This window comes from Pseudomonas sp. GM74, assembly GCF_000282455.1.
Classification (GTDB): domain Bacteria; phylum Pseudomonadota; class Gammaproteobacteria; order Pseudomonadales; family Pseudomonadaceae; genus Aquipseudomonas.
Genome location: NZ_AKJG01000159.1, coordinates 1 through 26177 on the forward strand (window position 1 = coordinate 1; position 26177 = coordinate 26177).

The 26177-nt window shown below is 60.3% G+C and carries 27 protein-coding genes; 21 read left to right on the plus strand and 6 right to left on the minus strand.

The window, feature by feature from the left end:
• Positions 1 to 468: 468 nt before the first annotated feature.
• The 6 genes from PMI34_RS02225 to PMI34_RS02200 all read left to right on the plus strand — a co-directional run bounded on the left by PMI34_RS02225 (position 469) and on the right by PMI34_RS02200 (position 9013).
• Positions 469 to 1926, plus strand: a complete 1458-nt coding sequence (locus tag PMI34_RS02225; RefSeq protein WP_008053761.1) for a serralysin family metalloprotease — start codon at positions 469 to 471, stop codon at positions 1924 to 1926.
• 74 nt (positions 1927 to 2000) lie between these two features.
• Positions 2001 to 2384, plus strand: a complete 384-nt coding sequence (locus tag PMI34_RS02220; protein WP_081498120.1) for an AprI/Inh family metalloprotease inhibitor — start codon at positions 2001 to 2003, stop codon at positions 2382 to 2384.
• A 92-nt stretch (positions 2385 to 2476) separates the two neighbouring features.
• Positions 2477 to 4243, plus strand: a complete 1767-nt coding sequence (locus PMI34_RS02215) for a type I secretion system permease/ATPase (RefSeq protein WP_008053763.1) — start codon at positions 2477 to 2479, stop codon at positions 4241 to 4243.
• Positions 4240 to 5574 carry an HlyD family type I secretion periplasmic adaptor subunit gene (locus PMI34_RS02210; protein ID WP_008053764.1) on the plus strand — a complete coding sequence of 445 codons (1335 nt, stop codon included), beginning with the start codon at positions 4240 to 4242 and terminating at the stop codon, positions 5572 to 5574. The genes PMI34_RS02215 and PMI34_RS02210 overlap by 4 nt, the downstream gene beginning before the upstream one ends.
• Before the next feature lie 2 nt (positions 5575 to 5576).
• Positions 5577 to 6944, plus strand: coding sequence for a TolC family outer membrane protein (locus tag PMI34_RS02205; protein ID WP_008053765.1), 1368 nt, complete (start codon positions 5577 to 5579; stop codon positions 6942 to 6944).
• Between the two features lie 215 nt (positions 6945 to 7159).
• Positions 7160 to 9013 carry a polyurethane esterase gene (locus PMI34_RS02200; RefSeq protein ID WP_008053766.1) on the plus strand — a complete coding sequence of 618 codons (1854 nt, stop codon included), beginning with the start codon at positions 7160 to 7162 and terminating at the stop codon, positions 9011 to 9013.
• 122 nt (positions 9014 to 9135) lie between these two features.
• On the opposite strand, the gene PMI34_RS02195 is transcribed toward PMI34_RS02200, so the two are convergent.
• Positions 9136 to 9816 carry an SOS response-associated peptidase family protein gene (locus PMI34_RS02195; protein WP_008053767.1) on the minus strand — a complete coding sequence of 227 codons (681 nt, stop codon included), beginning with the start codon at positions 9814 to 9816 and terminating at the stop codon, positions 9136 to 9138.
• A 197-nt stretch (positions 9817 to 10013) separates the two neighbouring features.
• Between PMI34_RS02195 and PMI34_RS02190 the strand changes: the two genes are divergently transcribed.
• On the plus strand, positions 10014 to 10913 hold the full coding sequence (locus PMI34_RS02190; protein WP_008053768.1) for a polysaccharide deacetylase family protein: 900 nt from the start codon (positions 10014 to 10016) through the stop codon (positions 10911 to 10913).
• A 61-nt stretch (positions 10914 to 10974) separates the two neighbouring features.
• Here the strand turns inward: PMI34_RS02190 and PMI34_RS02185 are convergent, their stop codons facing one another.
• Positions 10975 to 11862, minus strand: coding sequence for a LysR family transcriptional regulator (locus tag PMI34_RS02185; RefSeq protein ID WP_008053769.1), 888 nt, complete (start codon positions 11860 to 11862; stop codon positions 10975 to 10977).
• 124 nt (positions 11863 to 11986) lie between these two features.
• Here PMI34_RS02185 and PMI34_RS02180 point away from each other — a divergent pair, with 124 nt between their 5' ends.
• The 10 genes from PMI34_RS02180 to PMI34_RS02135 all read left to right on the plus strand — a co-directional run bounded on the left by PMI34_RS02180 (position 11987) and on the right by PMI34_RS02135 (position 20749).
• Positions 11987 to 13135, plus strand: coding sequence for a muconate cycloisomerase family protein (locus tag PMI34_RS02180; protein WP_008053770.1), 1149 nt, complete (start codon positions 11987 to 11989; stop codon positions 13133 to 13135).
• 10 nt (positions 13136 to 13145) lie between these two features.
• Positions 13146 to 13436, plus strand: a complete 291-nt coding sequence (catC, locus tag PMI34_RS02175; protein ID WP_008053771.1) for a muconolactone Delta-isomerase — start codon at positions 13146 to 13148, stop codon at positions 13434 to 13436.
• A gap of 52 nt (positions 13437 to 13488) precedes the next feature.
• On the plus strand, positions 13489 to 14418 hold the full coding sequence (gene catA, locus PMI34_RS02170) for a catechol 1,2-dioxygenase (RefSeq protein WP_008053772.1): 930 nt from the start codon (positions 13489 to 13491) through the stop codon (positions 14416 to 14418).
• Between the two features lie 196 nt (positions 14419 to 14614).
• Positions 14615 to 15574: an AraC family transcriptional regulator gene (locus PMI34_RS02165; RefSeq protein WP_008053773.1), complete on the plus strand. Its 960-nt coding sequence runs from the start codon at positions 14615 to 14617 to the stop codon at positions 15572 to 15574.
• Between the two features lie 281 nt (positions 15575 to 15855).
• A complete protein-coding gene (gene benA, locus PMI34_RS02160; protein ID WP_008053774.1) occupies positions 15856 to 17220 on the plus strand; it encodes a benzoate 1,2-dioxygenase large subunit in 1365 nt (454 codons plus the stop codon).
• The gene (benB, locus tag PMI34_RS02155; protein WP_008053776.1) at positions 17217 to 17705 is read left to right on the plus strand and encodes a benzoate 1,2-dioxygenase small subunit; all 489 of its coding nucleotides are present in this window, start codon (positions 17217 to 17219) and stop codon (positions 17703 to 17705) included. Before benA ends, benB begins: the two co-directional genes overlap by 4 nt.
• 10 nt (positions 17706 to 17715) lie before the next feature.
• On the plus strand, positions 17716 to 18729 hold the full coding sequence (benC, locus tag PMI34_RS02150) for a benzoate 1,2-dioxygenase electron transfer component BenC (protein ID WP_008053778.1): 1014 nt from the start codon (positions 17716 to 17718) through the stop codon (positions 18727 to 18729).
• Between the two features lie 187 nt (positions 18730 to 18916).
• Entirely contained in the window at positions 18917 to 19690 is a 774-nt protein-coding gene (locus PMI34_RS02145) for a 1,6-dihydroxycyclohexa-2,4-diene-1-carboxylate dehydrogenase (protein ID WP_008053779.1), read from the plus strand.
• Between the two features lie 42 nt (positions 19691 to 19732).
• Positions 19733 to 20431 (plus strand): alpha/beta hydrolase, encoded by a 699-nt coding sequence (locus PMI34_RS02140; RefSeq protein ID WP_008053780.1) that lies wholly within the window; start codon positions 19733 to 19735, stop codon positions 20429 to 20431.
• A 117-nt stretch (positions 20432 to 20548) separates the two neighbouring features.
• Positions 20549 to 20749, plus strand: a complete 201-nt coding sequence (locus PMI34_RS02135) for a hypothetical protein (RefSeq protein ID WP_008053781.1) — start codon at positions 20549 to 20551, stop codon at positions 20747 to 20749.
• Between the two features lie 51 nt (positions 20750 to 20800).
• Here the strand turns inward: PMI34_RS02135 and osmE are convergent, their stop codons facing one another.
• Together osmE and PMI34_RS02125 are read right to left on the minus strand one after the other, a co-directional pair.
• Positions 20801 to 21151 (minus strand): osmotically-inducible lipoprotein OsmE, encoded by a 351-nt coding sequence (gene osmE, locus PMI34_RS02130; RefSeq protein ID WP_008053782.1) that lies wholly within the window; start codon positions 21149 to 21151, stop codon positions 20801 to 20803.
• Positions 21152 to 21164: 13 nt separating this feature from the next.
• Positions 21165 to 21404, minus strand: coding sequence for a hypothetical protein (locus PMI34_RS02125; RefSeq protein WP_008053783.1), 240 nt, complete (start codon positions 21402 to 21404; stop codon positions 21165 to 21167).
• Positions 21405 to 21709: 305 nt separating this feature from the next.
• On the opposite strand from PMI34_RS02125, the gene PMI34_RS02120 reads away from it, so the two are divergent.
• The 4 genes from PMI34_RS02120 (at position 21710) to PMI34_RS02105 (ending at position 25582) form a co-directional block, all read left to right on the plus strand.
• Positions 21710 to 22045 carry a hypothetical protein gene (locus PMI34_RS02120; protein ID WP_008053784.1) on the plus strand — a complete coding sequence of 112 codons (336 nt, stop codon included), beginning with the start codon at positions 21710 to 21712 and terminating at the stop codon, positions 22043 to 22045.
• Positions 22046 to 22348: 303 nt separating this feature from the next.
• Complete coding sequence (locus tag PMI34_RS02115; RefSeq protein WP_008053785.1) at positions 22349 to 23638, plus strand: NAD(P)/FAD-dependent oxidoreductase; 1290 nt, start codon at positions 22349 to 22351, stop codon at positions 23636 to 23638.
• A gap of 25 nt (positions 23639 to 23663) precedes the next feature.
• Positions 23664 to 24218, plus strand: coding sequence for a helix-turn-helix domain-containing protein (locus PMI34_RS02110; protein ID WP_008053787.1), 555 nt, complete (start codon positions 23664 to 23666; stop codon positions 24216 to 24218).
• Positions 24219 to 24235: 17 nt separating this feature from the next.
• On the plus strand, positions 24236 to 25582 hold the full coding sequence (locus tag PMI34_RS02105) for a glutamine synthetase family protein (RefSeq protein ID WP_008053789.1): 1347 nt from the start codon (positions 24236 to 24238) through the stop codon (positions 25580 to 25582).
• Positions 25583 to 25765: 183 nt separating this feature from the next.
• Here the strand turns inward: PMI34_RS02105 and PMI34_RS02100 are convergent, their stop codons facing one another.
• Both PMI34_RS02100 and PMI34_RS29560 read right to left on the minus strand, forming a co-directional pair.
• Entirely contained in the window at positions 25766 to 25987 is a 222-nt protein-coding gene (locus PMI34_RS02100) for a phage tail tape measure protein (protein WP_238538840.1), read from the minus strand.
• A 17-nt stretch (positions 25988 to 26004) separates the two neighbouring features.
• The gene (locus tag PMI34_RS29560; RefSeq protein WP_274517719.1) at positions 26005 to 26127 is read right to left on the minus strand and encodes a hypothetical protein; all 123 of its coding nucleotides are present in this window, start codon (positions 26125 to 26127) and stop codon (positions 26005 to 26007) included.
• Positions 26128 to 26177 lie beyond the last annotated feature (50 nt).

Below are 26177 nucleotides of genomic sequence, written 5' to 3' on the forward strand. Positions count from 1 at the left end.
GGCCGCGCAGCGGTCGTCATCCAGTCATTCGGATTGCTCGTCAGATGCATTGCAACGCCGGTTTGCGACTGCTTCGGCAGCTGCTACAGGAGACCGGGCGCAACTCGTTTTGTAACCTGCGCTTAACTCACCGAGTGTTTAATTTTGTTGACTGAAGCGCATTAAGTAAACGCGAAAAGTCAGACTACTTTCACACAAAAAAACTTACCTTTATTTAATAATCAAATTGTCGATTGTCGGACAATTTCTCTCGTGCATTAACTTTCAAAATAATACTTTCAGAGCACGCCTATTGTTTCCGGGCACTTGCTGGAATCTCATATTTTGACGTCAAAAAAATAGTGGACATTTGATTTCAAATTGTGTCAGTTTTCTTTCGCCTTCAATGGGCGAGTGATAGGACGATCTCGCCAGGGACCGTCGCTATCTGACAAAAACTGTTCCATAGCTAAACAAGGAAGTGTGTTTATGTCGAAAGTAAAAGATCACGCTATTGATTCCGCCGAACAGGCGTTTCAGCCAGTCAATGCATTGGCAGCCAGTAGTTCTGCATTCAATCAAATCAATAGTTTCAGCCATCAGTATGATCGGGGCGGCAACCTCATGGTCAATGGCAAACCCTCGTTTTCCGTCGACCAGGCAGCTACCCAGTTGCTGCGCGACGGCGCTGCTTACCAGGACAAGGACGGCAGCGGCAAAATCGAACTGACCTATACCTTCCTGACTTCGGCATCGTCGAGCACGATGAACAAACACGGGATTACCGGGTTCAGTCAGTTCAGCGCGCAGCAGAAGGGCCAGGCGGTGCTTGCCATGCAATCCTGGGCCGATGTGGCCAATGTCACCTTCACCGAAAAGACTAGCGGCGGCGACGGTCACATGACCTTCGGAAACTACAGCGGCGGCCAGGATGGTGCGGCGGCGTTTGCCTACCTGCCGGGCACCGGGGCTGGATATGACGGGGCTTCCTGGTACCTGATCAACAGCAGCTACACACCCAACAAAACCCCGGACCTGAACAACTATGGCCGGCAAACCCTGACCCACGAAATCGGCCACTCCCTGGGGCTTGCCCACCCTGGCGACTACAACGCCGGCGAAGGCGCTCCGACCTACAATGACGCTTCCTACGGGCAAGATACCCGCGGCTACAGCGTCATGAGCTACTGGAGTGAAAGCAACACCAGCCAGAATTTCAGCAAGGGCGGGGTCGAAGCCTATTCGTCCGGCCCGCTGATGGACGACATTGCGGCCATTCAGAAGCTCTACGGTGGCAACACCACCACCCGCACGGGCGACACCACCTACGGATTCAACTCCAACGCGGGACGTGATTTCCTGAGCGCGTCCTCGTCAGCGGATAAAGTGGTGTTTTCCGTGTGGGATGCCGGCGGCAAGGACACCCTGGACTTCTCCGGATTCACCCAGAACCAGAAGATCAATCTCAATGAGGCCTCGTTCTCCGACGTTGGTGGCCTGGTGGGTAACATCTCCATCGCCAAGGGTGTCACCGTCGAGAACGCCATTGGCGGTGCCGGCAATGACCTGTTGATCGGTAACAGCGTGTCCAACGAGCTGAAGGGCGGTGCCGGCAACGACATCCTCTACGGTGCCGGTGGTGCGGACAAACTGTGGGGCGGCGCCGGTTCCGACACCTTCGTGTTTGCGGCCAGCAGCGACTCCAGACCCGGTGCTGTCGATCAGATCCTCGACTTCGTCAGCGGTCTGGACAAGATCGACCTGACGGGCATCACCAATGGCGCTGGCCTGCATTTCGTCAGCGCTTTCACCGGCACGGCTGGCGATGCGGTGTTGAACACGTCGGGGGGCAACAGCCTGTTGTCGATCGACTTCTCCGGGCATGGCGTGGCTGACTTCCTGGTCAGCACCGTAGGCCAGGCGGCGTACTCGGACATCGTGGCCTGATTCAAGGTGTAAGGAGGGCGGCGCCGATGCGCCGTCCTTTGTCCCTTGAGCCGCGACCCTGAGTAAAACGCCCTATGATTCGCAACGCTTTTACCTGCAAGGCAACCGCGTGGCTGATAGCGACGCTCATGATGTTTTTTGGAGATGTAGCCATGGCTCGCAGCCTGAAATTGGCGGACCCGTCGGAACTCGCGGGAAAGTGGCAGGTGACACTGCAGGACAAACCGCTGGATGTTTGCACCATCGAACTCAACGCCAGCCAGACCGTGGACGGTGCCGAATGCCTGAGCGCCTGGTTGAGCGAGCAACCGACCGGTTGGTTCACGGAGCCGGACGGAATCGCGCTTACCGGTAAGGAGGGCGCAAAGATCGTGTTCTTCAGTCGGCAAGGAGTAGGGCTGTATCGAGGCACTTCGAAGTCCGGACTGATCATTATCCTGAAGCGCAAAGTTCAATAGCCGGAACACGTTGCCGGTGTCGGAAAGTTGCAATTAACGTGCAAGTAACGACCTCGCCGGGCAGGCGAGGGATAACACTTCAGGAAGAGCCCATGAAGATGGCGAAGAACCCGGTCACCGCACCGTTAATCAAGACGCTGGGTGACTACAAGAGCACTCTGCTCAGCGTTGGTTGTTTCACTGCGCTGATCAACATTCTGATGTTGGCGCCCTCTATCTACATGCTGCAGGTCTATGACCGGGTATTGTCTTCGCAGAATGAAACGACATTGGTCATGTTGTCGTTGATGATTGTCGGCTTCTTTGCCTTTATCGGTTTGCTGGAAGCGGTTCGCAGTTTCATCGTTATCCGTATTGGCAGCCAGTTGGAGCGTCGCTTCAATCTTCGGGTCTATCAGGCGGCGTTCGAGCGCAATCTGTTCCAGGGCGAAGGTAACGCCGGACAATCGCTGGGCGACCTGACGCATATTCGCCAGTTTGTCACCGGCCCCGCGCTGTTCGCATTCTTCGATGCGCCGTGGTTTCCGGTTTACCTGTTCGTGATTTATTTGTTCAATGTCTGGCTCGGTGTGTTTGCCACCGCAGGCGCGGTCCTGTTGATCGCACTTGCGTGTCTCAACGAGGCGATGACCAAAAAACCATTGGGCGAGGCCTCGCTGCTCTCCCAGAAATCCAGCCAACTGGCCACCAGTCACCTGCACAACGCCGAAACCATTCAGGCCATGGGCATGCTGGGGGCGTTGCGCAATCGCTGGTTCCAGGTGCATTCGCGTTACCTCGGCCTGCAGAACCAGGCCAGCGACACCGGCGCCGTTATCAGCTCCTTGAGCAAAACCCTGCGCCTGTGCCTGCAATCGCTGGTGTTGGGCCTTGGCGCGTTGCTGGTGATCAAGGGCGACATGACCGCCGGAATGATGATCGCCGGCTCGATCCTGATGGGCCGCGTGTTGAGCCCCATCGACCAGTTGATTGCCGTGTGGAAACAGTGGAGCGGCGCCAAACTCGCTTATGGCCGTCTGAATGCTTTGCTGCAAGCCTTCCCGCCGGGTGACGACGCCATGGCGCTGCCGGCGCCGAAGGGCCAGATCACTTTTGAACAGGTCAGCGCCGGACCGCCGGGCCAACGCGCTGCAACCTTGCATCTGGTCAGTTTCAGCCTGGCCGCCGGGGAGGTGATGGGCGTGCTCGGTGCCTCGGGTTCCGGTAAATCCACACTGGCGCGGGTACTGGTGGGCGTCTGGCCGACCCTGGGCGGTACGGTGCGGCTCGACGGTGCGGACATCCATCGCTGGAACCGCGACGACCTCGGGCCTTACATCGGTTATCTGCCGCAGGACATCGAGTTGTTCAGCGGCAGCATCGCGCAAAATATCGCGCGTTTTCGTGACGCCGATCCCCAAAAAGTCGTGGCCGCCGCACAGCAGGCCGGCGTGCATGAGCTGATCCTGCGCCTGCCACAGGGCTACGACACCGTGCTCGGTGAGGATGGCAGCGGTCTGTCCGGCGGGCAGAAACAGCGCGTGGCCCTGGCCCGCGCACTGTACGGCCAACCGAGCCTGGTGGTGCTGGATGAGCCTAATTCCAACCTCGATACCGTGGGCGAAGCGGCGCTGGCCAGCGCGATTGCGCAAATGAAAGCCCGGGGAACCAGCGTGATTCTGGTGACCCATCGCTCCTCCGTGCTGGCCCAGGCTGACAAGTTGTTGGTGCTCAATGACGGGCGCCTGCAGGCGTTCGGTGCGAGTCAGGAGGTGCTCAAGGCGCTCTCGGGCGCCCAGCAGGAAAAGGCAGCGCACCCGTCGGGCGGGCTCAGCATGAGCCGGCAGTATCAGCCCGCGACAAGGAGTTCGGGCGTATGAGCAACATCAATGAAGCCAGCATGGAACAGGTCGACATCGCCGAGCGCCCCGAGCGCGACGCCCGCTATTTCGTCCGCCTGGGCTGGGTGCTCGCCCTGGTCGGCGCCGGCAGCTTCTTCATCTGGGCCAGCCTGGCGCCGCTCGATCAGGGCATTCCGGTACAAGGCACGGTAGTGGTTTCGGGCAAGCGCAAAGCCGTGCAATCGATGAGCAGCGGCGTGATCAGCCAGATTCTGGTACGCGAGGGGCAGTCGGTGAAACAGGGGCAGCCGTTGTTCCGGCTCGACCAGACCCAGGTGGCCGCGGACGTGCAATCACTGCAAGCGCAGTACCGCATGGCCTGGGCCAGTCTGGCGCGTTGGCAAAGCGAGCGGGACAACCTGAAACAGGTGAATTTTCCCGCCGGGTTGAGCAACGACCCCGACCCGCGTCTGGCATTGGTGCTCGAAGGCCAGCGCCAGTTGTTCAGCAGCCGTCGCGATGCCTTCGCCCGCGAGCAGTCGGCCTTGCGTGCCAGTATCGAAGGCGCCGCTGCGCAACTGGCGGGTATGCGCCGTGCCCGCACCGACCTGAACGCTCAGGCCGATTCCCTGCAACAACAACTGAGCAATCTGACGCCTTTGGCGGAAAACGGCTACATCCCGCGTAACCGTTTGATGGAGTACCAGCGGCAGCTGTCGCAAGTGCAGCAATTGTTGGCAGAAAACCTCGGTGAAAGCGGTCGGGTAGAGCAGGGCATTATCGAATCGCGCCTGAAGCTGCAACAGCACATCGAGGAGTACCAGAAGGAAGTTCGCACGCAACTGGCCGATGCGCAGCTCAAAAGCGTGACCCTGGAGGAGCAACTGACCTCCGCCGGGTTCGACTTGCAGCACAGCGAAATCATCGCCACGGCTGATGGCATTGCCGTGAATCTGGGGGTTCACACCGTAGGCGCGGTGGTGCGCCAGGGCGACAATCTGCTGGAGATCGTGCCTCAGGACACGCGCCTGGAAGTGGAGGGGCGCCTGCCGGTCAACCTGATCGACAAGGTCGGGGCGCATTTGCCGGTGGACATCCTGTTCACCGCGTTCAACCAGAGCCGCACCCCGCGGGTACCGGGCGAAGTCAGCCTGATCTCCGCCGACCAGATGGTCGACGAGAAAAGCGGCGCACCGTACTACGTGCTGCGCAGCAGCGTCAGCGATCAGGCCATGGAAAAACTCAATGGCCTGGTGATCAAGCCCGGCATGCCGGCGGAAATGTTCGTGCGCACCGGTGAACGCTCACTCCTCAACTATTTGTTCAAACCGCTGCTCGACCGGGCAGGCTCCGCGTTGACCGAGGAATAAGGATGTTCGGTTGTATGAATAAGCTTTCCAGGCTCGGGGCGGCGTTGATGCTGCTCGTGGGCAACCCGGCGGTAGCGGCCATGGGACCGTTCGATGTCTACGAACAAGCGTTGCGCAATGACCCGGTGTTCCTCGGCGCCATCAAGGAGCGCGATGCCGGCCTTGAGAACCGCGCCATCGGCCGCGCCGGGCTGCTGCCGAAACTGGGTTACAACTACAACAAGGGCCGCAACAGCTCCAAGGTCACCTACCTCAACGAGCGAGGGCAAAACCAGAGCGATGACCGCAATTACAGCAGTTACGGTTCCAGCCTGACCCTGCAACAGCCGCTGCTCGACTACGAGGCCTACGCGGCTTATCGCAAAGGTGTGGCGCAGGCGCTGTTCGCCGATGAAAGCTTTCGCGGCAAAAGTCAGCAATTGCTGGTGCGGGTGCTGGAAAACTACACCAAGGCGCTGTTCGCCCAGGACCAGATCGACATTGCCCTGGCCAAGAAAAAAGCCTACGAGCAGCAGTTCCAGCAAAACGAGCAGATGTTCCGTCAGGGCGAAGGCACGCGCACCGACATTCTTGAAGCCGAATCGCGCTACGAACTGGCCACCGCCGAGGAAATCGAGGCGCGTAACGAACAGGATGCGTCCCTGCGCGAACTCGGGGCGCTGATCGGCGTGCCGACTGTCGACATCGTCGATCTCGCGCCGCTGGATCAGCACTTCCAGAGTTTCACCCTGCAACCGGCCAATTACGACACCTGGCACGAATTGGCGGTGGCCAACAACCCGAACCTGGCCTCCCAGCGTCAGGCTCTGGAAGTGGCGCGTCATGAGGTCGAACGCAACCGTGCCGGGCACTTGCCCAGAGTCAGTGCCTACGCCACGGTGCGCCAGAACGAGTCGGAGAGCGGCAACACCTACAACCAGCGCTATGACACCAACACCATCGGCATCGAAATCAACGTGCCGTTGTATGCCGGCGGCGGTGTCTCGGCATCGACCCGTCAGGCCAGTCGCGCGATGGAGCAGGCCGAGTACGAACTGGACGGCAAGACCCGGGAAACCCTGATCCAATTGCGTCGGCAATTCAGCGCCTGCCTGTCCGGCGTGAGCAAATTGCACGCCTATCAGAAAGCCCTGATCTCCGCCGAAGCACTGGTGGTATCGACCAGGCAAAGCATTCTGGGTGGCGAACGGGTCAATCTCGATGCGCTGAATGCCGAACAACAGCTCTATACCACGCGCCGCGACCTGGCCCAGGCCCGCTACGACTACCTGATGGCCTGGACGAAATTGCACTACTACGCCGGAACCCTGAATGAGCAGGATCTGGCCAGGGTTGATGAGGCATTCGGACAAGGCCCGAGGCCCCACTAACCCCACCTTTTTCCGTAGCGGCTGGCGAAGCCGGCGTTCGGCTGCGTAGCAGTCGTAAAACCTGTGCATGCGATCTACTTGATGGACCGCAGTGCCTGAATTCACGACTGCTACGCAGCCGAACGCCGGCTTCGCCAGCTGCTACGGCACTCGGGATCGGGAGCCCGGGCTGTGAGTGATCTCTGACAATTCCAACAACGAGAGAGGCAATACCCATGGGTGTGTACGACTACAAGAACCTCGGCGCAACGGATGCCAAAGCGCTGTTTTCCGACGCGATGGCAATCACGCTGTATTCCTATCACAACCTCGATAACGGCTTTTCGACCGGTTATCAGCACAACGGATTCGGCCTTGGCCTGCCGGCGACGCTGGTGACGGCGTTGATCGGCGGCACCGATTCCCAAGGCGTGATCCCCGGCATTCCGTGGAATCCCGATTCGGAAAAAGCCGCACTCGACGCCGTGCAGCAAGCCGGTTGGACTCCTGTCACCGCTGCGCAGTTGGGCTATGACGGCAAAGTCGACGCCCGGGGAACCTTCTTCGGCGAAAAGGCCGGCTACACCAGTGCTCAGGTGGAGATTCTCGGCAAATACGACACCCAGGGGCACCTCACGGAAATCGGCGTCGCCTTTCGCGGTACCAGCGGTCCACGGGAAAACCAGATCAGCGACTCCATCGGCGACGTGATCAATGACCTGCTGGCGGCGCTGGGCCCGAAGGATTACGCGAAAAACTACGTGGGTGAAGCATTCGGCACGTTGCTGGCGGACGTTGCCGCATTTGCGCGGGCCAACGGTCTGTCCGGCAAGGATGTGCTGGTCAGTGGCCACAGCCTCGGCGGCCTGGCGGTCAACAGCCTGGCGGATTTGAGCAGCGATAAATGGGGCGGTTTTTTCCAGGATTCAAACTACATCGCCTACGCCTCACCGACTCAAAGCAGCAGCGACAAAGTACTGAACGTCGGCTATGAAAACGACCCGGTATTCCGCGCCCTCGACGGCTCGGCGTTCAACCCGTCATCGGTCGGCGTGCACGACGCCGATCAAAACTCGGCTACCAACAACATCGTCAGCTTCAATGACCACTACGCATCGACCGCCTGGAATCTGTTGCCGTTTTCCATCCTTAACATTCCGACCTGGATTTCGCATTTGCCCACCGCTTATGGCGACGGTATGAACCGGGTGATCGAATCAAAGTTCTACGACCTCACCAGCAAGGACTCGACCATCATCGTGGCCAACCTCTCGGACCCGGCACGGGCCAATACCTGGGTGCAGGATCTCAATCGCAACGCTGAGACCCACAAGGGCAGCACGTTCATCATCGGCAGTGACGGCAATGACCTGATCCAGGGCGGCAAGGGCAACGACTATCTGGAAGGTCGCGACGGCAACGACACCTTCCGGGATGCCGGTGGCTACAACATCCTGTTGGGCGGTAAAGGTTACAACGTGCTCGACTTGCAGCAGTCAGTGAAGAATTTCGACTTTGCCAACGATGGCGCCGGCAACCTGTACATTCGCGATGCCAATGGCGGTATCAGCGTGACCCGCGACATTGGCAGCATCGTGAGCAAGGAACCGGGCTTCCTGTGGGGGATGTTCAAGGATGACGTGACCCACAGCGTAAATGCCAACGGGCTTGCGGTGGGCAATCAGTTGAATGCCTACGCGTCATCGGTAAAGGGCGGAGCGGGGAATGACACCTTGAAGGCGCAGACAACCGGCGACTGGTTGTTCGGCCTCGACGGCAATGATCATTTGATCGGTGGTAAAGGCAACGACGTGTTCGTCGGTGGGACAGGCAACGACCTGTTGGAATCGGGTGGCGGGATCGATACTTTCCTGTTCAGCGGCGCGTTTGGCCACGACCGGGTACTCGGCTATCAGGCGAACGACAAACTGGTGTTTCTCGGGGTGCAGGGCGTGATGCCGAACGACGACTTCCGGGACCATGCCACGGCAGTGGGACAGGATACCGTGCTGACGTTTGGCAATGATTCGGTGACGCTGGTGGGGGTGGGGCTGGACAGTTTGTGGGGAGCGGGGATTGTGATTGCCTAAGGGTAATGAGGCGCCGGTAAGGGCCTCTTCGCAAGCAGGCTCCCTCGCCACGGATATAGTGTTCGTTCTTAAGTGAACAGCATTACGCCTTTTAAGCGGGGGCTTTGTCGTTACTGACAGGTTTATGGAACTTTATTGATTAGCGCAGCGCCCTGGTTCCTGACATTGCCAACGGCCTTGTCGACCTTGTACCACTCAAATACGTCACTGACCTCGCCCTGGGATAAGGCCATTTCCTCGGCCCGCTCCTTGGGTGTGGCAGGGTCCAGCCATTCCCGCGCCAGCTCGGGCGAGAACACCACCGGTCGGCGGTCATGCACGTCAAGCAGGCCGCCTGCGCTGTCGGCCGTCAGGATGACGAAACCGTCGTGCTCCCTGTGAGGCGCTCCGCCGATGGGGTACTGGCCGATGGCCGCGCAGAAAGCCGGGGCCCGATTCCGTCGCCGAATCAACCACGGTTGTTTGTTGCCGTCACCTGCATCGACCCATTCGAACCAGTTATCAATCGGGCAGATCGCGCGATGGGGCCAGATCGCCCGGAAGTACGGGCCGTGGGCGACTTTCTCGACCCGGGCATTGACCGGCTCCACGCGATCCGTTGCCCAGTGCGGTCGCCAACCCCAGCGCACGGCGTCGGCGTGCAGCCGATCGTTCTCCAGGTGCAGCAGGGCGAGTTGCGTGGTGGGGGCGGCGTTATAGTGCCCCAGGGGTTCGTTGCCGACGTGATTGATCAGCGCGTCGGGGATGCTCAGCACCGCTACGAAGTCGTGGATTCCACGGTATTGCGACAGTCGTCCGCACATGGCCTGACACTCCGGTTGAGCATTTTTTTCAGTTTAGTTGGTGGCAGCGAAACGGGCTTGGCAAGCACTGGAACCAAACTCTGTGTACCTTATCCAACCTCGGCCCGCCGTTTCGATGCGGGCCGATGACGGATGAACGGGCGAAGGATTCTTGCCAGTTGAAGTATTGACCGTGATGGTCCGGCCCAAGGCAAAAGATGAAACAGTTGTTCAAATGTTTAATGGTGTGCGCCTTGGCAGTGGGTTTGCTGGGCTGTATCGCCGCACCGATTGAAATGACTCCGCAGACTGAGCAGCGTCTAAATGCGCAGCCCCCCATCCGCTTTCTACTGACGTTCGATGACGGTCCCAGTGCCTCGAGCTGGTGGAATCCGACCGTCACGGTACTGGAGAGCCTGGCGCAAAACCCGCTGCAACCGGACATCAAGGCCGTGTTCTTCGTGCAAACCCGCGCTCCGCGAGCCGGCGGCAGCGAATTGGGCCGGGACATCATGCGTCGTGAACATGCCGAAGGTCATATCCTGGGCTTTCACACGGCGACACCCTGGCACACCAATCATCGCTCCCTTGACCCGCCAGCGTTGGAGCAGGCCCTCACCGATGGCAGCGCCGACATCGCCGCGATTGCCGGCGCCCCGCCAACACTGTTGCGCCCGCCATTCTGGAACTACGACAAACGCACCTTCGCCGCTTATCGGCAACATGGCCTGCACGTGCTGCTCACCGACTTGAGCGCCAATGACGGCAAGATCTGGGGCTTCAACGCCAGCCCCCGGCGCCGCTCGCACATGCTGCGCTCGATGTCCGAAGTTCGCGAACGCATTGCCCGTGGCGAATTACCGGTGGTCGATGGCGTGATTCCGGTGGTGGTGACCTTCCACGACCTCAACCGCTATACCGCCCGGCATACCCGTGAATACCTGCAGATTCTGCTCGACAGCGCCCGACAGACCGGGGTGAAAACCGCCGACAAGCCGTTTTACGACGAACAGGCTGCGCTGCAGCGGGCGGCCATGGCGCGTACCGTGCGCGACGATTCGCAACCGGTCGAGTTGCCGGGGTTCTGGAACTGGATCTGGGGTGGGAACTCCCATTGAAAAAAAACGTGCAGAAATGAGCGCTGGATAACACTGACCTGTGGCCAGCCGCTCTATCTGCTCAGGAGGTCGGCGGCAACAGCTCATCGATCATCCGCAAACAATGGTTCAACCCCGGCGACACATCGCCCACCCGTCGGCTGAGAATGATCGGCGAGGTGGCGTTGTCTTCCAGCAGCGGGGTGAAGCCGATGTCGTCGCGGTGCAGCAACTGCACCGAGGCCGGTACCAGCGTGATCCCGATTCCTGCCCCCACCAACCCGATCGCCGTTTGCAGTTCGTTGGTCCATTGCGCGACGTGGATACTCACGCCGTAGGACTCGAACAGGGCAATCACATGGTCGGCGTAACTCGGCCGTGGATTGCCGGGGTACAGCACAAAGGGTTCCCTGGCCAGATCCCGCAGGCTGATGGGACCTGCAAGCAACGGGTGCCCGGCGGGCAGGGCGGCGACCAGGCGGTCTTCGGTGAGCACGGTCTGGACGATGGCCGGGTCGTCGATGCGGATCCGGCCGAAACCGATGTCGATGCGCCCGGCCTTGAGCGCCTGCACCTGTTGCAGGGTGGTCATTTCCGAAAGCCCCAGCTCCAGTTCCAGCGGCTCGCCACTGCGTAACCGCCGGATCAGTTCCGGCAGCACGCCGTACAGCGTCGACGGCGCAAAACCGATGCCCAGCCAGGTCTTTTCCCCCAGCCCGATACGCCGGGTGTTGTCGCAGACCTTGTTCAGTTGTTCGAGCAGGGCGGTGGAGTGCTCATGGAAAAACCGCCCGGCATCCGTCAGCTTCAACGGTCGTCCGCGCTCGAGCAGCATCACCCCCAGTTCGTCCTCCAGTTGCTGGATCTGCCGGCTCAAGGGCGGCTGGGCGATGTGCAGCAATTCGGCCGCGCGGGTGAAGTTGAGGGTTTGAGCCAATACCTGGAAATAACGCAGGTGACGCAGTTCCATGGAGCCTCCTGTCAATCAGTTGCATACCTTTAAGGTATCAAGTCAGACCAATTCTATATTGGCATCGTAAAAAAAGCCGTACGAGAATCGATTCCAGAACTTCAAGAACCTGACGGGTATCGAAATGCTTGCAACAGCCATTGAGTCGATCGAGACGATCATCGTCGATCTGCCGACCATCCGCCCGCACAAGCTGGCGATGCACACCATGCAGAACCAGACCCTGGTGATCATCCGCGTGCGTTGCGCCGACGGCATCGAAGGCATCGGCGAATCCACCACCATCGGTGGCCTGGCCTACGGCAATGAAAGCCCGGACAGCATCAAGACCAACATCGACGCGCACTTCGCCCCGCTGTTGATCGGCCAGGACAGCAACAACGTCAACGCCGCCATGTTGCGCCTGGAGCGCAGCATTCGCGGCAACACCTTCGCCAAATCCGGTATCGAAACCGCACTGCTCGATGCCCTGGGCAAACGCCTTGGCCTGCCGGTCAGCGAATTGCTCGGCGGTCGTGTTCGCGACGCGCTGCCCGTGGCCTGGACCCTGGCCAGCGGCGACACCGAGAAGGACATCGCCGAAGCGGAAAAAATGCTCGACCTGCGTCGCCACCGCATCTTCAAACTGAAGATCGGCGCCGGTGAGGTCAACCGCGACCTGGCCCACGTGATTGCGATCAAGAAAGCCCTGGGTGACCGCGCCAGCGTGCGGGTCGACGTCAACCAGGCCTGGGACGAAGCAGTGGCGATACGTGCCTGCCGGATCCTCGGCACCAACGGCATCGACCTGATCGAGCAACCCATCTCGCGCAACAACCGCGCCGGCATGGCCCGCCTGAACGCCATGAGCCCGGCGCCGATCATGGCCGACGAATCCATCGAATGCGTGGAAGATGCGTTCAACCTGGCCCGCGAAGGCGCGGCTTCGGTGTTCGCCCTGAAGATCGCCAAGAACGGTGGCCCACGTGCTGTATTGCGCACCGCCTCCATTGCCGAGGCGGCCGGCATCGCCCTGTACGGCGGCACCATGCTTGAAGGTGGCCTGGGCACCATGGCTTCGGCCCATGCCTTCGTCACCCTGAACAAACTGGCGTGGGACACCGAGCTGTTCGGCCCGCTATTGCTGACCGAAGACATTCTCAGCGAACCGCTGGTGTATCGCGATTTTGAACTGCACGTGCCGAACACCCCGGGTCTGGGCCTGAGCCTGGATGAAGAGCGCCTGGCGTTTTTCCGCCGCGACAAGACATCCACTGCCATTCATCGAGCCTGAGGAGAGCATTATGCTGTTCCACGTAAAAATGACCGTGAACCTGCCGGTCGACATGAATCCCGAAGCGGCAGCCAAACTCAAGGCTGACGAAAAAGCCCTGGCCCAGCGCCTGCAAGAGCAGGGCAAGTGGCGCCACCTGTGGCGCATCGCCGGGCACTACGCCAACTACAGCGTGTTCGATGTCGACAGCGTTCAGGAACTGCATGACCTGCTGATGCAATTGCCACTGTTTCCGTACATGGCCATCGAAATCGACGCGATGTGCCGGCATCCTTCTTCCATCCGTGACGATGACCGCTGAGCCCAGCCTGTTCAGCGCGCTACGCTAATAATTACAAGATGAGGAACCCAGAATGAACGTCAAGATTTCCCACACTGCCGAAGTCCAGAAATTTCTCGAAGAGGCCAGCGGCCTGCTCAATGACGCCGGCAACCCACGGACCAAGGCACTGGTCTACCGCATCCTGCGTGATTCGGTGAACATCATCGAAGACTTGGCCGTGACTCCGGAAGAATTCTGGAAAGCCGTCAACTACCTCAACGTGCTGGGCGCTCGCCAGGAAGCCGGGCTGGTGGTGGCCGGTCTCGGTCTGGAGCACTACCTCGACCTGCTGATGGACGCCGAAGACGAGCAGGCCGGCAAGTCCGGCGGCACCCCGCGCACCATCGAAGGCCCGCTGTACGTGGCGGGTGCGCCGCTGTCGCAAGGCGAAGCGCGTCTGGACGACGGCGTCGATCCGGGTGTGACCCTGTTCATGCAAGGCCGCGTATTCAACACCGCTGGTGAACCTCTGGCCGGCGCCGTGGTAGATGTCTGGCACGCCAACACCGGTGGCACCTACTCGTACTTCGATACCACGCAGTCGGAATTCAACCTGCGTCGCCGCATCGTTACCGACGCCGAAGGCCGCTACCGTTTTCGCAGCATCGTGCCGTCGGGCTACGGCTGCCCACCGGACGGTCCGACCCAGCAACTGCTCGATCAACTGGGCCGTCATGGCCAGCGCCCGGCGCACGTGCACTTCTTCATTTCCGCACCGGATCATCGCCACCTGACCACCCAGATCAACCTCGATGGCGATCAATACCTGCACGACGATTTCGCCTACGCCACCCGTGACGAACTGATCGCTAAAATCACCTTCAGCGACGATCAGCAGCGCGCGGCGGCCCATGGCGTGAGCGGTCGCTTTGCCGAAATCGAATTCGATTTCACCCTGCAGTCGTCGGCCCAGCCTGAAGAACAGCAGCGCCACGAACGGGTTCGCGCACTGGAAGACTGATAACACGACCCTGTGGGAGCGGGCTTGCTCGCGAAGGCGGAATCAGCCTCAACATCAACGTTGACGGACACTCCGCTTTCGCGAGCAAGCCCGCTCCCACAAGGGTTTCGGTCAACTGTCCGGAAATATCTCAAGCGCCTGGCACACTGATCTAGAATGGCCCGATACAACACATAACAACAATGAGAGTGACCTGATGATGCAAGCGCAACTATTGAGTCAGCGCAGCCGGGTGTTCGACCACGCCGACCCTTACGCGGTGTCGGGCTACGTCAATCAGCACGTCGGCAACCATTGCATCCTCATGCCCCGTGCGGGACGGCCACTGGCCAGTCTCGACCACCGCAAGTTCGCCAGCCTCGACCTGTGCCGCATCAGCTACGGCGCCAGTGTGCGGGTGACGTCCGGTGCGCTGGACAGCATCTATCACCTGCAAGTGCTGCTGCGTGGCAATTGCCTGTGGCGCGGACACGGCCAGGAACATTACTTCGCCCCCGGCGAATTGCTGCTGATCAATCCTGACGATCCGGTGGACCTGACGTATTCCGCCGATTGCGAAAAATTCATCCTCAAAGTCCCGACCCGCTTGTTTGAATCGGTCTGCGATGAGCAGCGCTGGCGCTATCCGGGGCAGGGTGTGCGGTTTCTGGAAAACCGTTACCAGCTCAATGAACTGGAAGGTTTCGTCAACCTGCTGGCGATGATCTGCCAGGAGGCCGAATCCACCGAGCAGATCCCCAGGGTGCAGGAGCATTACACGCAGATCATCGTCAGCAAGATGCTCAGCCTGATGAAAACCAACGTCTGCCGCCTCGAACTCGGCTCGCAGGCGGCCACGTTCGAGGCGATTGCCGATTACATCGCCAATAACCTCAAGCAGGACATCGACAGCGAAGAGCTGGCGCGCCAGGCCCACATGAGCCTGCGCTCGTTGTACGGATTGTTCGAGCGCAATGCCGGTCTTACGCCGAAAAACTACCTGCGCCAGAAACGCCTGGAACGCATCAACGCCTGCCTGAGCGACCCGACCTGCAACGTGCGCAACATCACCGAAGTAGCCATGGACTACGGCTTCCTGCACCTGGGCCGGTTCTCCGACAGCTACCGCAAACAGTTCGGCGAATTGCCGTCCGATACCCTCAAGCGTCGGCATTGAGGCCGGCACTTCCAACATTCATGTCGCCTGACCCGACGCCTTCGCGGGCAAGCCCGCTCCCACAGGTTTAGTGGCTGGACACAATTTTTGCGTTCAACCAAAATCACTGTGGGAGCGGGCTTGCCCGCGAAGAGGCCGGTACATTCAACATTGATGTCGCCCTGACACAACGCCAAACCCCTGCACAAAACGGATAAAGGTCTGCACCCCGCGGATATTCCAGCCTGCCCCCCCGTCCTAGCATGACCCCTGCCTGAACAATAACAATGGAGGCGGCGGCCATGACCCTGCGACCCGAATACGTGCATTCCCTGCTTGAAGACGATCCCGAGCAGGGCCTCTATCGCTGCAAACGCGAGATGTTCACCGACCCCCGGTTGTTCGATCTGGAGATGGAACACATCTTCGAGGGCAACTGGCTGTACCTGGCCCACGAAAGCCAGATCCCCAACATCAACGATTTCTACACCACCACCATGGGGCGCCAGTCGATCTTCATCGCGCGCAACAAGGACGGCGTACTCAACGCCTTCATCAATGCCTGCAGTCACCGTGGTGCGACCCTGTGCCGGCACAAGTCCGGCAACAAGAGCTCCTACACCTGCCCGTTCCACGGCTGGACCTTCAACAACTCCGGCAAACTGCTCAAGGTCAAGGATCCGGCCAACGCCGGCTACCCGTCGAGTTTCAACTGCGAAGGCTCCCACGACCTGACCCGCGTTGCGCGCTTCGAGTCCTATCGCGGCTTTCTGTTCGGCAGCCTGAAAGCCGATGTATTGCCACTGGTCGAGCACCTGGGTGAGTCGGCGAAGATCATCGACATGATCGTCGACCAGTCCGCCGATGGCCTGGAAGTGCTGCGCGGCTCCTCCAGCTACATTTACGAAGGCAACTGGAAACTCACCGCGGAAAACGGCGCCGACGGCTACCACGTCAGCTCCGTGCACTGGAACTACGCGGCCACCCAGAACCAGCGCAAGCAGCGCGAGGCGGGCGACAGCAATCCGACCATGAGCGCCGGCAGCTGGGCCAAGCAGGGTGGTGGTTTCTATTCCTTCGACAAGGGCCACATGCTGCTCTGGACCCGCTGGGCCAACCCCGAGGACCGTCCGCTGTACGAGCGCCGCGATGAGCTGGCGCAGGATTTCGGCAAGGCCCGCGCCGACTGGATGATCGAGAACTCGCGCAATCTGTGCCTGTACCCCAACGTGTACCTGATGGACCAGTTCAGCTCGCAGATCCGCATCGCCCGGCCGATCTCGGTCAACCGCACGGAAATCACCATCTACTGCATCGCCCCCAAGGGCGAGAGCGACCACGCCCGTTCCAGCCGGATTCGCCAGTACGAGGATTTCTTCAACGTCAGCGGCATGGCAACGCCCGACGATCTGGAAGAGTTCCGCTCCTGCCAGACCAGCTACCAGGGCAGCGTCACCACCTGGAACGACATGTCCCGTGGCGCCGAGCACTGGATCGAAGGCGCCGACGAGGCCGCCAAAGAGATCGACCTGCATCCGCTGCTCAGTGGCGTGCGCACCGAAGACGAGGGCCTGTTCGTGCTGCAACACAAGTACTGGCAGCAGACCATGCTCAAGGCCCTGGCGGCCGAGCAGTCGAAGCTGATCGCCGTGGAGGACGTGCAATGACGATTTCCCATGACAGCGTGCGCGACTTTCTCTACCGCGAAGCGCGTTACCTCGACGACCGCCAGTGGGACGAGTGGCTGGAGCTGTACGCCCCGGACGCGACCTTCTGGATGCCGTCCTGGGACGACAACGACGAGTTGACCGAAGATCCGCAGCGGGAAATCTCGCTGATCTGGTACGGCAACCGCACCGGCCTGGAAGACCGCGTCTTCCGCATCAAGACCGAGCGCTCCAGCGCCAGCGTGCCGGACACCCGCACCTCCCACAACATCAGCAACATCGAGCTGCTCGAACAGGCCGACGGACTGTGCAAGGTGCGCTTCAACTGGCACACCCTGAGTTTTCGCTACAAGACCGTCGACAGCTATTTCGGCAGCAGTTTCTACACCCTCGACGTGCGCGGTGAAAACCCGTTGATCAAGGCCAAGAAAGTGATCCTGAAGAACGACTATGTTCGTCAGGTCATCGATGTTTACCACCTGTGAGGCGGCCGTCATGACCCATTCCATTGCATTCAATTTCGAAGACGGCGTCACCCGGTTCATCGACGCCAACGTTGGCGAAACCGTGGCCGATGCCGCGTACCGCCAAGGCATCAACATCCCGCTGGACTGCCGCGACGGCGCCTGCGGCACTTGCAAGTGTTTTGCCGAAGCCGGTCAATACGATCTGGGTGAGGAATACATCGAAGACGCCCTCAGCCCTGAAGAGGCCGAGCAGGGTTTTGTCCTGACCTGCCAGATGCGCGCCCAAAGCGATTGCGTGGTGCGGGTGCCGACTTCCTCGCAAGTCTGCCGCACCCGTCAGGCCAGCTACGACGCGACCATCAGCGCCGTGCGCCAACTGTCCGACAGCACCATCGCGCTGTCGATCAAGGGCGAAGCCCTGAGCAAACTGGCGTTCCTGCCGGGGCAGTACGTGAACCTGGGGATACCCGGCAGCGAGCAGACCCGTGCCTACTCGTTCAGCTCGTTGCAGCGCGACGGCGAGGTCAGCTTCCTGATCCGCAACGTGCCCGGCGGCCTGATGAGCAGCTTTCTCACGGGCATGGCCAAGGCCGGCGACTGCATGAGCCTGGTCGGTCCCTTGGGCAGTTTCTATCTGCGTGACATCCGTCGGCCGCTGTTGCTGCTGGCCGGTGGCACGGGGCTGGCGCCGTTCACCGCGATGCTGGAGAAGATCGCCGAGCAGGGCAGTGATCACCCGCTGCATCTGATCTACGGCGTGACCCACGATTTCGACCTGGTGGAAATCGACCGCCTCGAAGCCTTTGCCGCGCGCATTCCCAACTTCACCTTCAGCGCCTGCGTCGCCAGCCCCGAGAGCCAGCACCCGCTCAAGGGCTACGTGACCCAGCACATCGAGCCGAAGCATTTGAACGCGGGCGATGTCGACGTCTACCTGTGCGGCCCGCCGCCGATGGTCGAGGCCGTCAGCCAGTTCATTCGTGAACAAGGCATTGCGCCGGCCAACTTCTACTACGAGAAATTCGCCGCCAGCGCGGCTTGAGTCGCGCACGAACTCCCGGTGTCGGCAAAGACCCAATGTGGGAGCGGGCTTGCTCGCGAAGAGGCCGGAACATTCAGCATCTATGTCGTCTGTCAGTCCGCTTTCGCGAGCAAGTCGGATCGCCGCACCGCCGCTCCCACAGGATTGGGTTTCGACCGATACATCGTCATTGACCGATGAGGTACACATGAACAGATTTCAAGAAAAAGTCGCCCTGATCACCGGCGCTGCCCAAGGCATCGGGCAGCGGGTGGCCGAGCGCATGGCCGCAGAAGGGGCGAAGCTGATCCTGGTGGATCGTTCCGACCTGGTGTTCGAAGTGCAGCAACAGCTGGCGTCAACCACCCAGGTTTTGGCCCTGACCGCCGACCTTGAGCAATACGAGGAGTGCAGTCGGGTGATGCAAACCGCCGTCGAGCGCTTCGGTCGCCTCGATGTGCTGGTCAATAACGTCGGCGGGACGATCTGGGCCAAGCCGTTCGAGCACTATGACGCGTCGCAGATCGAGGCCGAGGTTCGCCGTTCGCTGTTCCCGACCTTGTGGTGTTGCCATGCGGCGCTGCCCTTCATGCTGGAGCAGGGCAGTGGTGCGATCGTCAACGTATCCTCCATCGCCACCCGCAGCCTCAACCGTGTGCCCTACGGCGCGGCAAAAGGCGGGGTGAATGCCTTGACCGCCTGTCTGGCATTCGAAACCGCCGGTCGCGGCGTGCGGGTCAATGCCACGGCGCCTGGCGGCACCGAAGCACCGCCACGACGCATACCCCGCAACGGTGCCGAGCAGAGTGAGCAGGAAAAATCCTGGTACCAGCAGATCGTCGACCAGACCCTCGACAGCAGTTTGATGAAGCGCTACGGCACCCTGGATGAGCAGGCGGGGGCTATTCTGTTTCTGGCCAGCGACGAAGCGTCCTATATCACCGGCATGGTCATGCCCGTGGGCGGTGGCGATCAGGGCTGAGGCGAGCGGCGAACAACCCCATCGACAAACGGAGTCAGGGTGATGAGTGACAAACCCACGATCGTGCTGGTCCATGGTTTCTGGGGCGGGGCCGCCCATTGGAACAAGGTCATCGTCAAATTGCTCAACCGGGGTGACACGCACATTCGTGCCGTCGAGTTGCCGCTGACTTCACTGGCCGAGGATGCCGAGCGCACGCGCAAGATGGTCGCCCAGGTGCCCGGCCCGGTGCTGCTGGTGGGGCACTCCTATGGCGGCGCGGTGATCACCGAAGCCGGCGACCAGCCGAATGTGGTCGGGCTGGTGTACATCGCCGCTTTCGCCCCGGACGTCGGCGAAAGTCCCGGCGGCATCACGCAACGGCATTTGCCAGCGGCGGCGGCCAACCTGGCTCCCGACAGCGACGGTTACCTGTGGGTCAAGCCAGAGCTCTATCACGAAAGCTTCTGCCAGGATCTGCCGGCGACCGAAGGGTTGGTCATGGGCCTCACCCAGAAAGCGCCGCTGGCCAGCACTTTCGGTGACGCCATTGGCACGGTGGCCTGGAAGAACAAGCCATCGTGGTATCAGATTTCGACCGCAGACCGGATGATCGCGCCACAGAACCAGCAATGGATGGCCGCGCGGCTCAACGCCCGGGAGATTCTGACCTTGAACGCCAGCCATGCGTCCTTGGCTTCAATGCCCGCCGAAGTGGCGGGTTTGATCGACAGGGCAGCGACGGCATTGGCCAAGGGCTAGGGTCCAAGTGCAATCCGAATGGGGAATTTTCATGGCGACGTCTGGTCGGTATTTTGGACAAGGGTGGGTGTAAGGTACGCAAGTCAACCTGATATCACTGCCCAGGAGGAGGTGACTATGAGTGTTTCGATGCTGAACAAAATGCACATGAACGGTTATGACGTACTCTGCGTGAACAATGGCCCCTGGCGGGTGTGCACGCGAGGCGACCGGCTTGGCTCGTTTGACAGTCGGGAAGAAGCTCTGGCGTTTGCCGCGTCGCTGCCCGGCTACAGGGCACGTGCCGGCAGGACTGCGGCCAGTCATCAAGCAAAATGAAGCCCAGCCAGAAGCCCCGGTTCTCCGGGGCTTTTTCATGATGGAGCGACGCTAATAGCCGCCGCCTCCGCTGGGGCGGGAGGGTTCCCGGGCCTTTTGTTGCGTGTGGCTCCACTCCGCGCAGGTCATGAAGCTTTTGTGGTCGACCATGCCACGGTCGTCAAAGCTGACATTGAACGCTTGTTGATGGCCGGATTGACTCAGCTTGTAGTCAAAGCACGTGCCGGGTTCGACAGTCCGGTCGGTGACCGCCAAGGGCTGGCCGCCGATTTGCCGGACTTGCTCCTGGGTCATGCCGGTGTCGACTTTCGCGACCAGCGGCTGGTCCTGATAGATCGAGTTGGTGCTGCAGCCTGCCAACGCGGTCAGTGCGACGACCAACGTAAATAGAGGCCTGTTCATGGCAGCGCTCCCGCTATTGAGCCTTGTTGCGGCTAATGACCTTGGCTTTCACTTCCTCGGCGTAGCCGGACAGTTTTTCTTCATCGCCCTGAAACAATGAACACAATCTTTGAACGGCTTGTGCGTCGACTTCGCTCCCGAGCAGGCGCAATTGCTGCTCTATTCGCAGAAGCTCCACGGCCGACCAGCGCAAATCTGACGCAAGCCCTTGCAGATCGCGCCGAAGTTCCTGTTCCGATTCGTTAAGCCACATGATGACCTCCTGAACTCCTCACTCCGAAATTTTAGACCTGTTTGCCGCACCGGATGCTGTGTTTGTCTGAATCGATGGGGTTTCCTTTGGTCGGGGAAACACTGGTATCGGCCCATCAACTCAGCGGGTCAGAATGGGAGCAAGTCACGCAACGACAGTATGGAGCCTGCGAAAGATGGATAGATTACCTGAACGCAAGGAACTAACCGGGCGAAGTGATATCAATGACAGTCGCTGAATCGTTGGGGATGGCAGTAGGGACGACAGCGAGCTACATTTTCTTATTTCGAATTAAAGGAAACAGCATGCGGATGTTGATGGGGGGGGTCGTGCTGGCATTGCTGGGCGGATGCTCGTTGCCGGCGTCGCTGGTACCGGGCGAGCCGAATGTCAGCAAGCACAGCGAGAAAACGCCAAAGGAGTATGCGGCGTGCGTGTTGCCTGCCTGGCAAAAGGAAGTATCGAATACGACACAGGTTTCGATATCCAACGGATACCGCATCACCGCGCCCAGCGTAATCACGGCCGACGAAGTGGTGGATATCGTGAAGTACAAGGACGGCAGCCGGGTTTCGCTGTATCAGGGGCCACCTTGGGCCAAGTCCGGCGACCTGCGCAAAATCGTGCGCGACTGTTTGTAAGCGCAGGAAGGTGATATCGCTCACCGACCGTTTTCCGACTCGATTGAGAAAAAACCGGATGCCTGGCGTGCATCCGGTTTTTTTGTGTGTGGATCAGTCTGAAAGGCTGGTCGTCGGGATGATTTGCTCGCTGGCGTCGGCGGATCCGATGATTCCCGTGGCCTGATTGATTCGAACATCACGTCTGAATAAAAACATCCCGCTCGGGTTCGCCTGAGCGGGATTTTTACGCGTTGATTGCTTGTGTGAAATTTACCGTGTATTTTTTCATGAAATTAAAAATACAAAATTTCACGAGGCCGTATGTTTCAGCAATCCACCCGGCATGTCGCCAGTTACTACGCCCATACTTGCGCCGACCGCCTGGTCGATCGAGCCGCACTGGAAGGTGAACAAGACACCGAAGTGCTGATCATCGGGGCCGGTTTCAGTGGATTGCATACGGCTTTGCGCCTGGCGCTGGCCGGCAAGCGCGTGACTCTGCTCGAAGCCAGCCGGGTGGCCTGGGCCGCGTCCGGGCGTAATGGCGGCCAGGCGATTCTCGGCTGGTCGTGCGACATGCCACCGCTGGAAGCGGCACTGGGTTACGAACGGGCGCGGCGCTTGTGGGACGGCATGCGCTGGGCCGCGCGGGAGCTGCGTGACTTGCCCGGCCGCCATGAGTTCGATTGCGACTACCGCGCCGGCCATCTCTGGACTTCGGTGATGCCGCGGCGAGTGGGGCTGTTGACCGAGTGGCAACACGAGGCCAGCCACAAGTGGGGTCACGACGAACTGCAATTCATCCCCCGGCAACAGCTGCCGGAATGGGTGGCCAGCGAACGTTATCAGGCCGGCCTGTTCGACCCCGAGGGCGGGCATCTGAATCCACTGAAACTGGCCCTGGGCCTTGCCGATGCAATCGAGCGGGCCGGTGGGCGCATCCACGAGCTAAGCAAGGCGCTGAGCTATGGCGAGGAGGGCGACGGGTTTGTGGTGACCACCGAGCGCGGTCGTATTCGCGCCGATGTGCTGGTGCTGGCGTGCAACGCTTACCTCGACCGACTCGACCCGCAACTGGCCAGTTGCGTGTTGCCGGTCGGCACGTATCAGGTCGCGACCGCGCCGCTGACCAGGGAGCAAGCCACCGCGTTGCTGCCGAGCAACGTGTGCGTGACCGACAACCAGTTCGTACTCGATTATTTCCGCCGCACCCCGGATAACCGCCTGCTGTTCGGCGGTGGCTGCACTTACCTGGGCGGCATGCCCAAGGACATCGCCGCCGCGACCCGGCCGTTCCTGGAGCGGGTGTTCCCGCAACTCACCGGTGTCGATCTGGAGTTCGCCTGGGGCGGCCACATCGACCTGACCCTCAAGCGCACGCCGGATATCGGCCGCCGTGGCGATCTGTACTGGATGCAGGGGTACTCCGGGCATGGCGTACTGCCGACATTGGCCGCGGCGCGGGCGGTGTCCGACGCGGTACTCGGTCAGCCCGACGAGTTGTCCCTGTACCAGGGCCTGAACAACGGCAGTTTTCCCGGCGGCAAATACCTGGCCGCGCCGCTGGAAGCCATCGGCAAAGCCTGGTATCGACTGCGCGACAGCATTTGAAGCGACACTTTCCGGAAGCCTCTAGATGGACATGCAAGAAGAAATCTCGGCGCTGGCGATCCTGATCCAGGACCTGCGCAAGCACAAGAAGTACACCCTGAAGGAACTGGCGGACAAAATCGGTCGCTCCGTGGGTTTTCTGTCCCAGGTCGAGCGCGGCCTGTCGCGCCCGACCGTGGCGGACCTGACCGCCATCAGCGAAACCCTGGGGGTGCCGACCACCTATTTCTACAGCTTGCCCAAACCCATGGCCTTGTCCTGGGTCACCCGCCCGGACGAGCGCCGCACGCTGTACTACGCCGACGGCATCACCGACATCCTCGTCTCGCCAAAAATGCGCGCGTCCTTTTCGATGCTCGAAAGCCAGCTCGAGCCCGGTGCCAGCAGCGGCGACCGGCATATGAAAGACAGTTCCGAACAGGGCGGTTACGTCCTGGAAGGGCAGTTGACCCTGTGGCTCGACGACAACGAACCGGTGACCTTGCGTCCCGGTGACAGCTTTCAACTGGCCAGCCATGCGCACTGCCGCTACGGCAACCTGTCCGATCAACTGACCCGCGTGCTTTGGGTTTACACCTGACAACAAGGAACAAAACGATGGATGCTGTGTGCTCTGAACTGCTGGCCGAGGTTCGCAACTTCCGCCACTGCAACCCCGAAGTGCGTTATGTCGACCTGATCTCCCTGGACATTCCGGGGCATTTCTACGGCAAGCGCTACCCGATCGAGATGCTGGAAAAAGTCGCTGCCGGCAGTGCACTGAAGCTGCCGCAGAACTGCGTGCTGCTCGGCACCCAGGGCGGGCTGTTCAAGATCGGCGATTACTGCTTCAACGATGGTGACCCGGATGCGCTGCGCCGTTTGGTGCCCGGCACCTTGAAGTTGGTGAGCTGGGAAAAGCAGCCCTTGGGCCAGATGCTGATCACCTCCGACGGCACGGAAAAGCCCATCGAATTCGAACCTCGCGAAGTGTTGGCCCAGGTGTTGAAGCGGCTGCACTGTAAAGGCATTTTCCCGGTGGTGGCGTTCGAGCTGGAGTTCTACCTGTTCGACAGCCGCTTGAAGGACGGCTTGCCGCAGTTTCCCCGTGATGAGTTGACCGGTGATGCCGACGATCAGCCGAACATGCACATCGAACGCTTGTCGCGTTTCGCCCCGGTGCTCGATGAAATGGTCGAGACCGCGCGAGCCCAGGGTGTCGATGCCACGGTGATCACCGCCGAACTCGGCCCGGGCCAGTTCGAAATCAACTTCGGCCATTGCGACGACGGCCTGCGCGCCGCCGACTGGGCCGCCCTGTTCTGCCGCAGCACCCGGGGCGTGGCGCTCAAGCACAACTTGCGCGCCAGCTTCATGGCCAAGCCCTACCTGCAGCACCCCGGCAGCGGCATGCACGTGCATGTCAGCCTGTATGACCAGGCCGGCAACAACCTGCTGGCGGCGAACGGCCAGCGGGCGCTGCGCCATGCCGTGGCCGGTTGCCTGGATGTGTTGCCGCACTGCATGCCGATCTTTGCCCCGAACCACAACGCCATGCGCCGCTTGAGCGGCACCGTGAACGTGGCGTCCCGCGCCAGTTGGGGCTTCGAGGATCGCGATGCCTGCTTGCGTATTCCGGAGTCGGACATCAAGAATCTGCGCATTGAACATCGCCTGGCGGGCGCCGATGCTAACCCCTATCTGGCGTTGGCGGCGATTCTGGTGGGGTTGGAGCAAGGCCTGGAAATGGAGCGCGAGCCGATTGCACCGCTCAACGAAGATCGTGGCAGTGGCATCGATCTTCCGTTGGAAATGCTCGAAGCGGTGCAGTCCATGCAAAATCATTCATCGCTGCGCGAAGGCTTGGGGGCGGAGTTCGTGGACGTCTATTGCGAAAACAAACGTCAGGATCATCTGGCATTTCTGCATGACATCAGCGCGCGGGAGTATCGCTGGTTCCTTTAGCCGCCCTTAGAAAATATGTGGATATTGAAGGGGTTAGAAAGATTAGTAACTGGATAGTGAATAAAAATATCTTGTTACAGCAAGAAATATTCCGTAATATTCGCGCCGCGTTCACCACCACGGTTTATGCATTTTTAAATCCCGGGCGTCCATCAGCTGCCCGGGATTTTTTTTGCCTGAAATTTAGTCCAGTCTTTTCAGGCTGCCCTTCAGGTCGATACCGGCCTTTTCAAACGCCTTGAGGGTTTCGGGCGCGGTGAGCTTTGATAGGAAGTTTTTGAAGTTGTTGGCGGCGTCATCGTTACTGCCAGCACCGCGCCGGACAATCTGCAGTGAGGCGCCGATTTCGGCCACGACGCGCTCGCCGGTAATGCCCAGCATCTTGGCCACCAGCAGGTCTTCCATGGCGCCTTCGTCTTTGGTCAACGCCTGAGCGTTGCTGGTGTCTTTTTGCTTGAGGTACGCTTGATGGGCAGCACCGAGACCTGCGAACCGGTGGTGCTGGTAAAAGAGAATTTGAGGCTGAAGGTGAGTGTGGTGGCCATCGTGTACTCCAGGTTGCTCTGTGGGTGAGGCCTGATGATGGCGGTGTGAG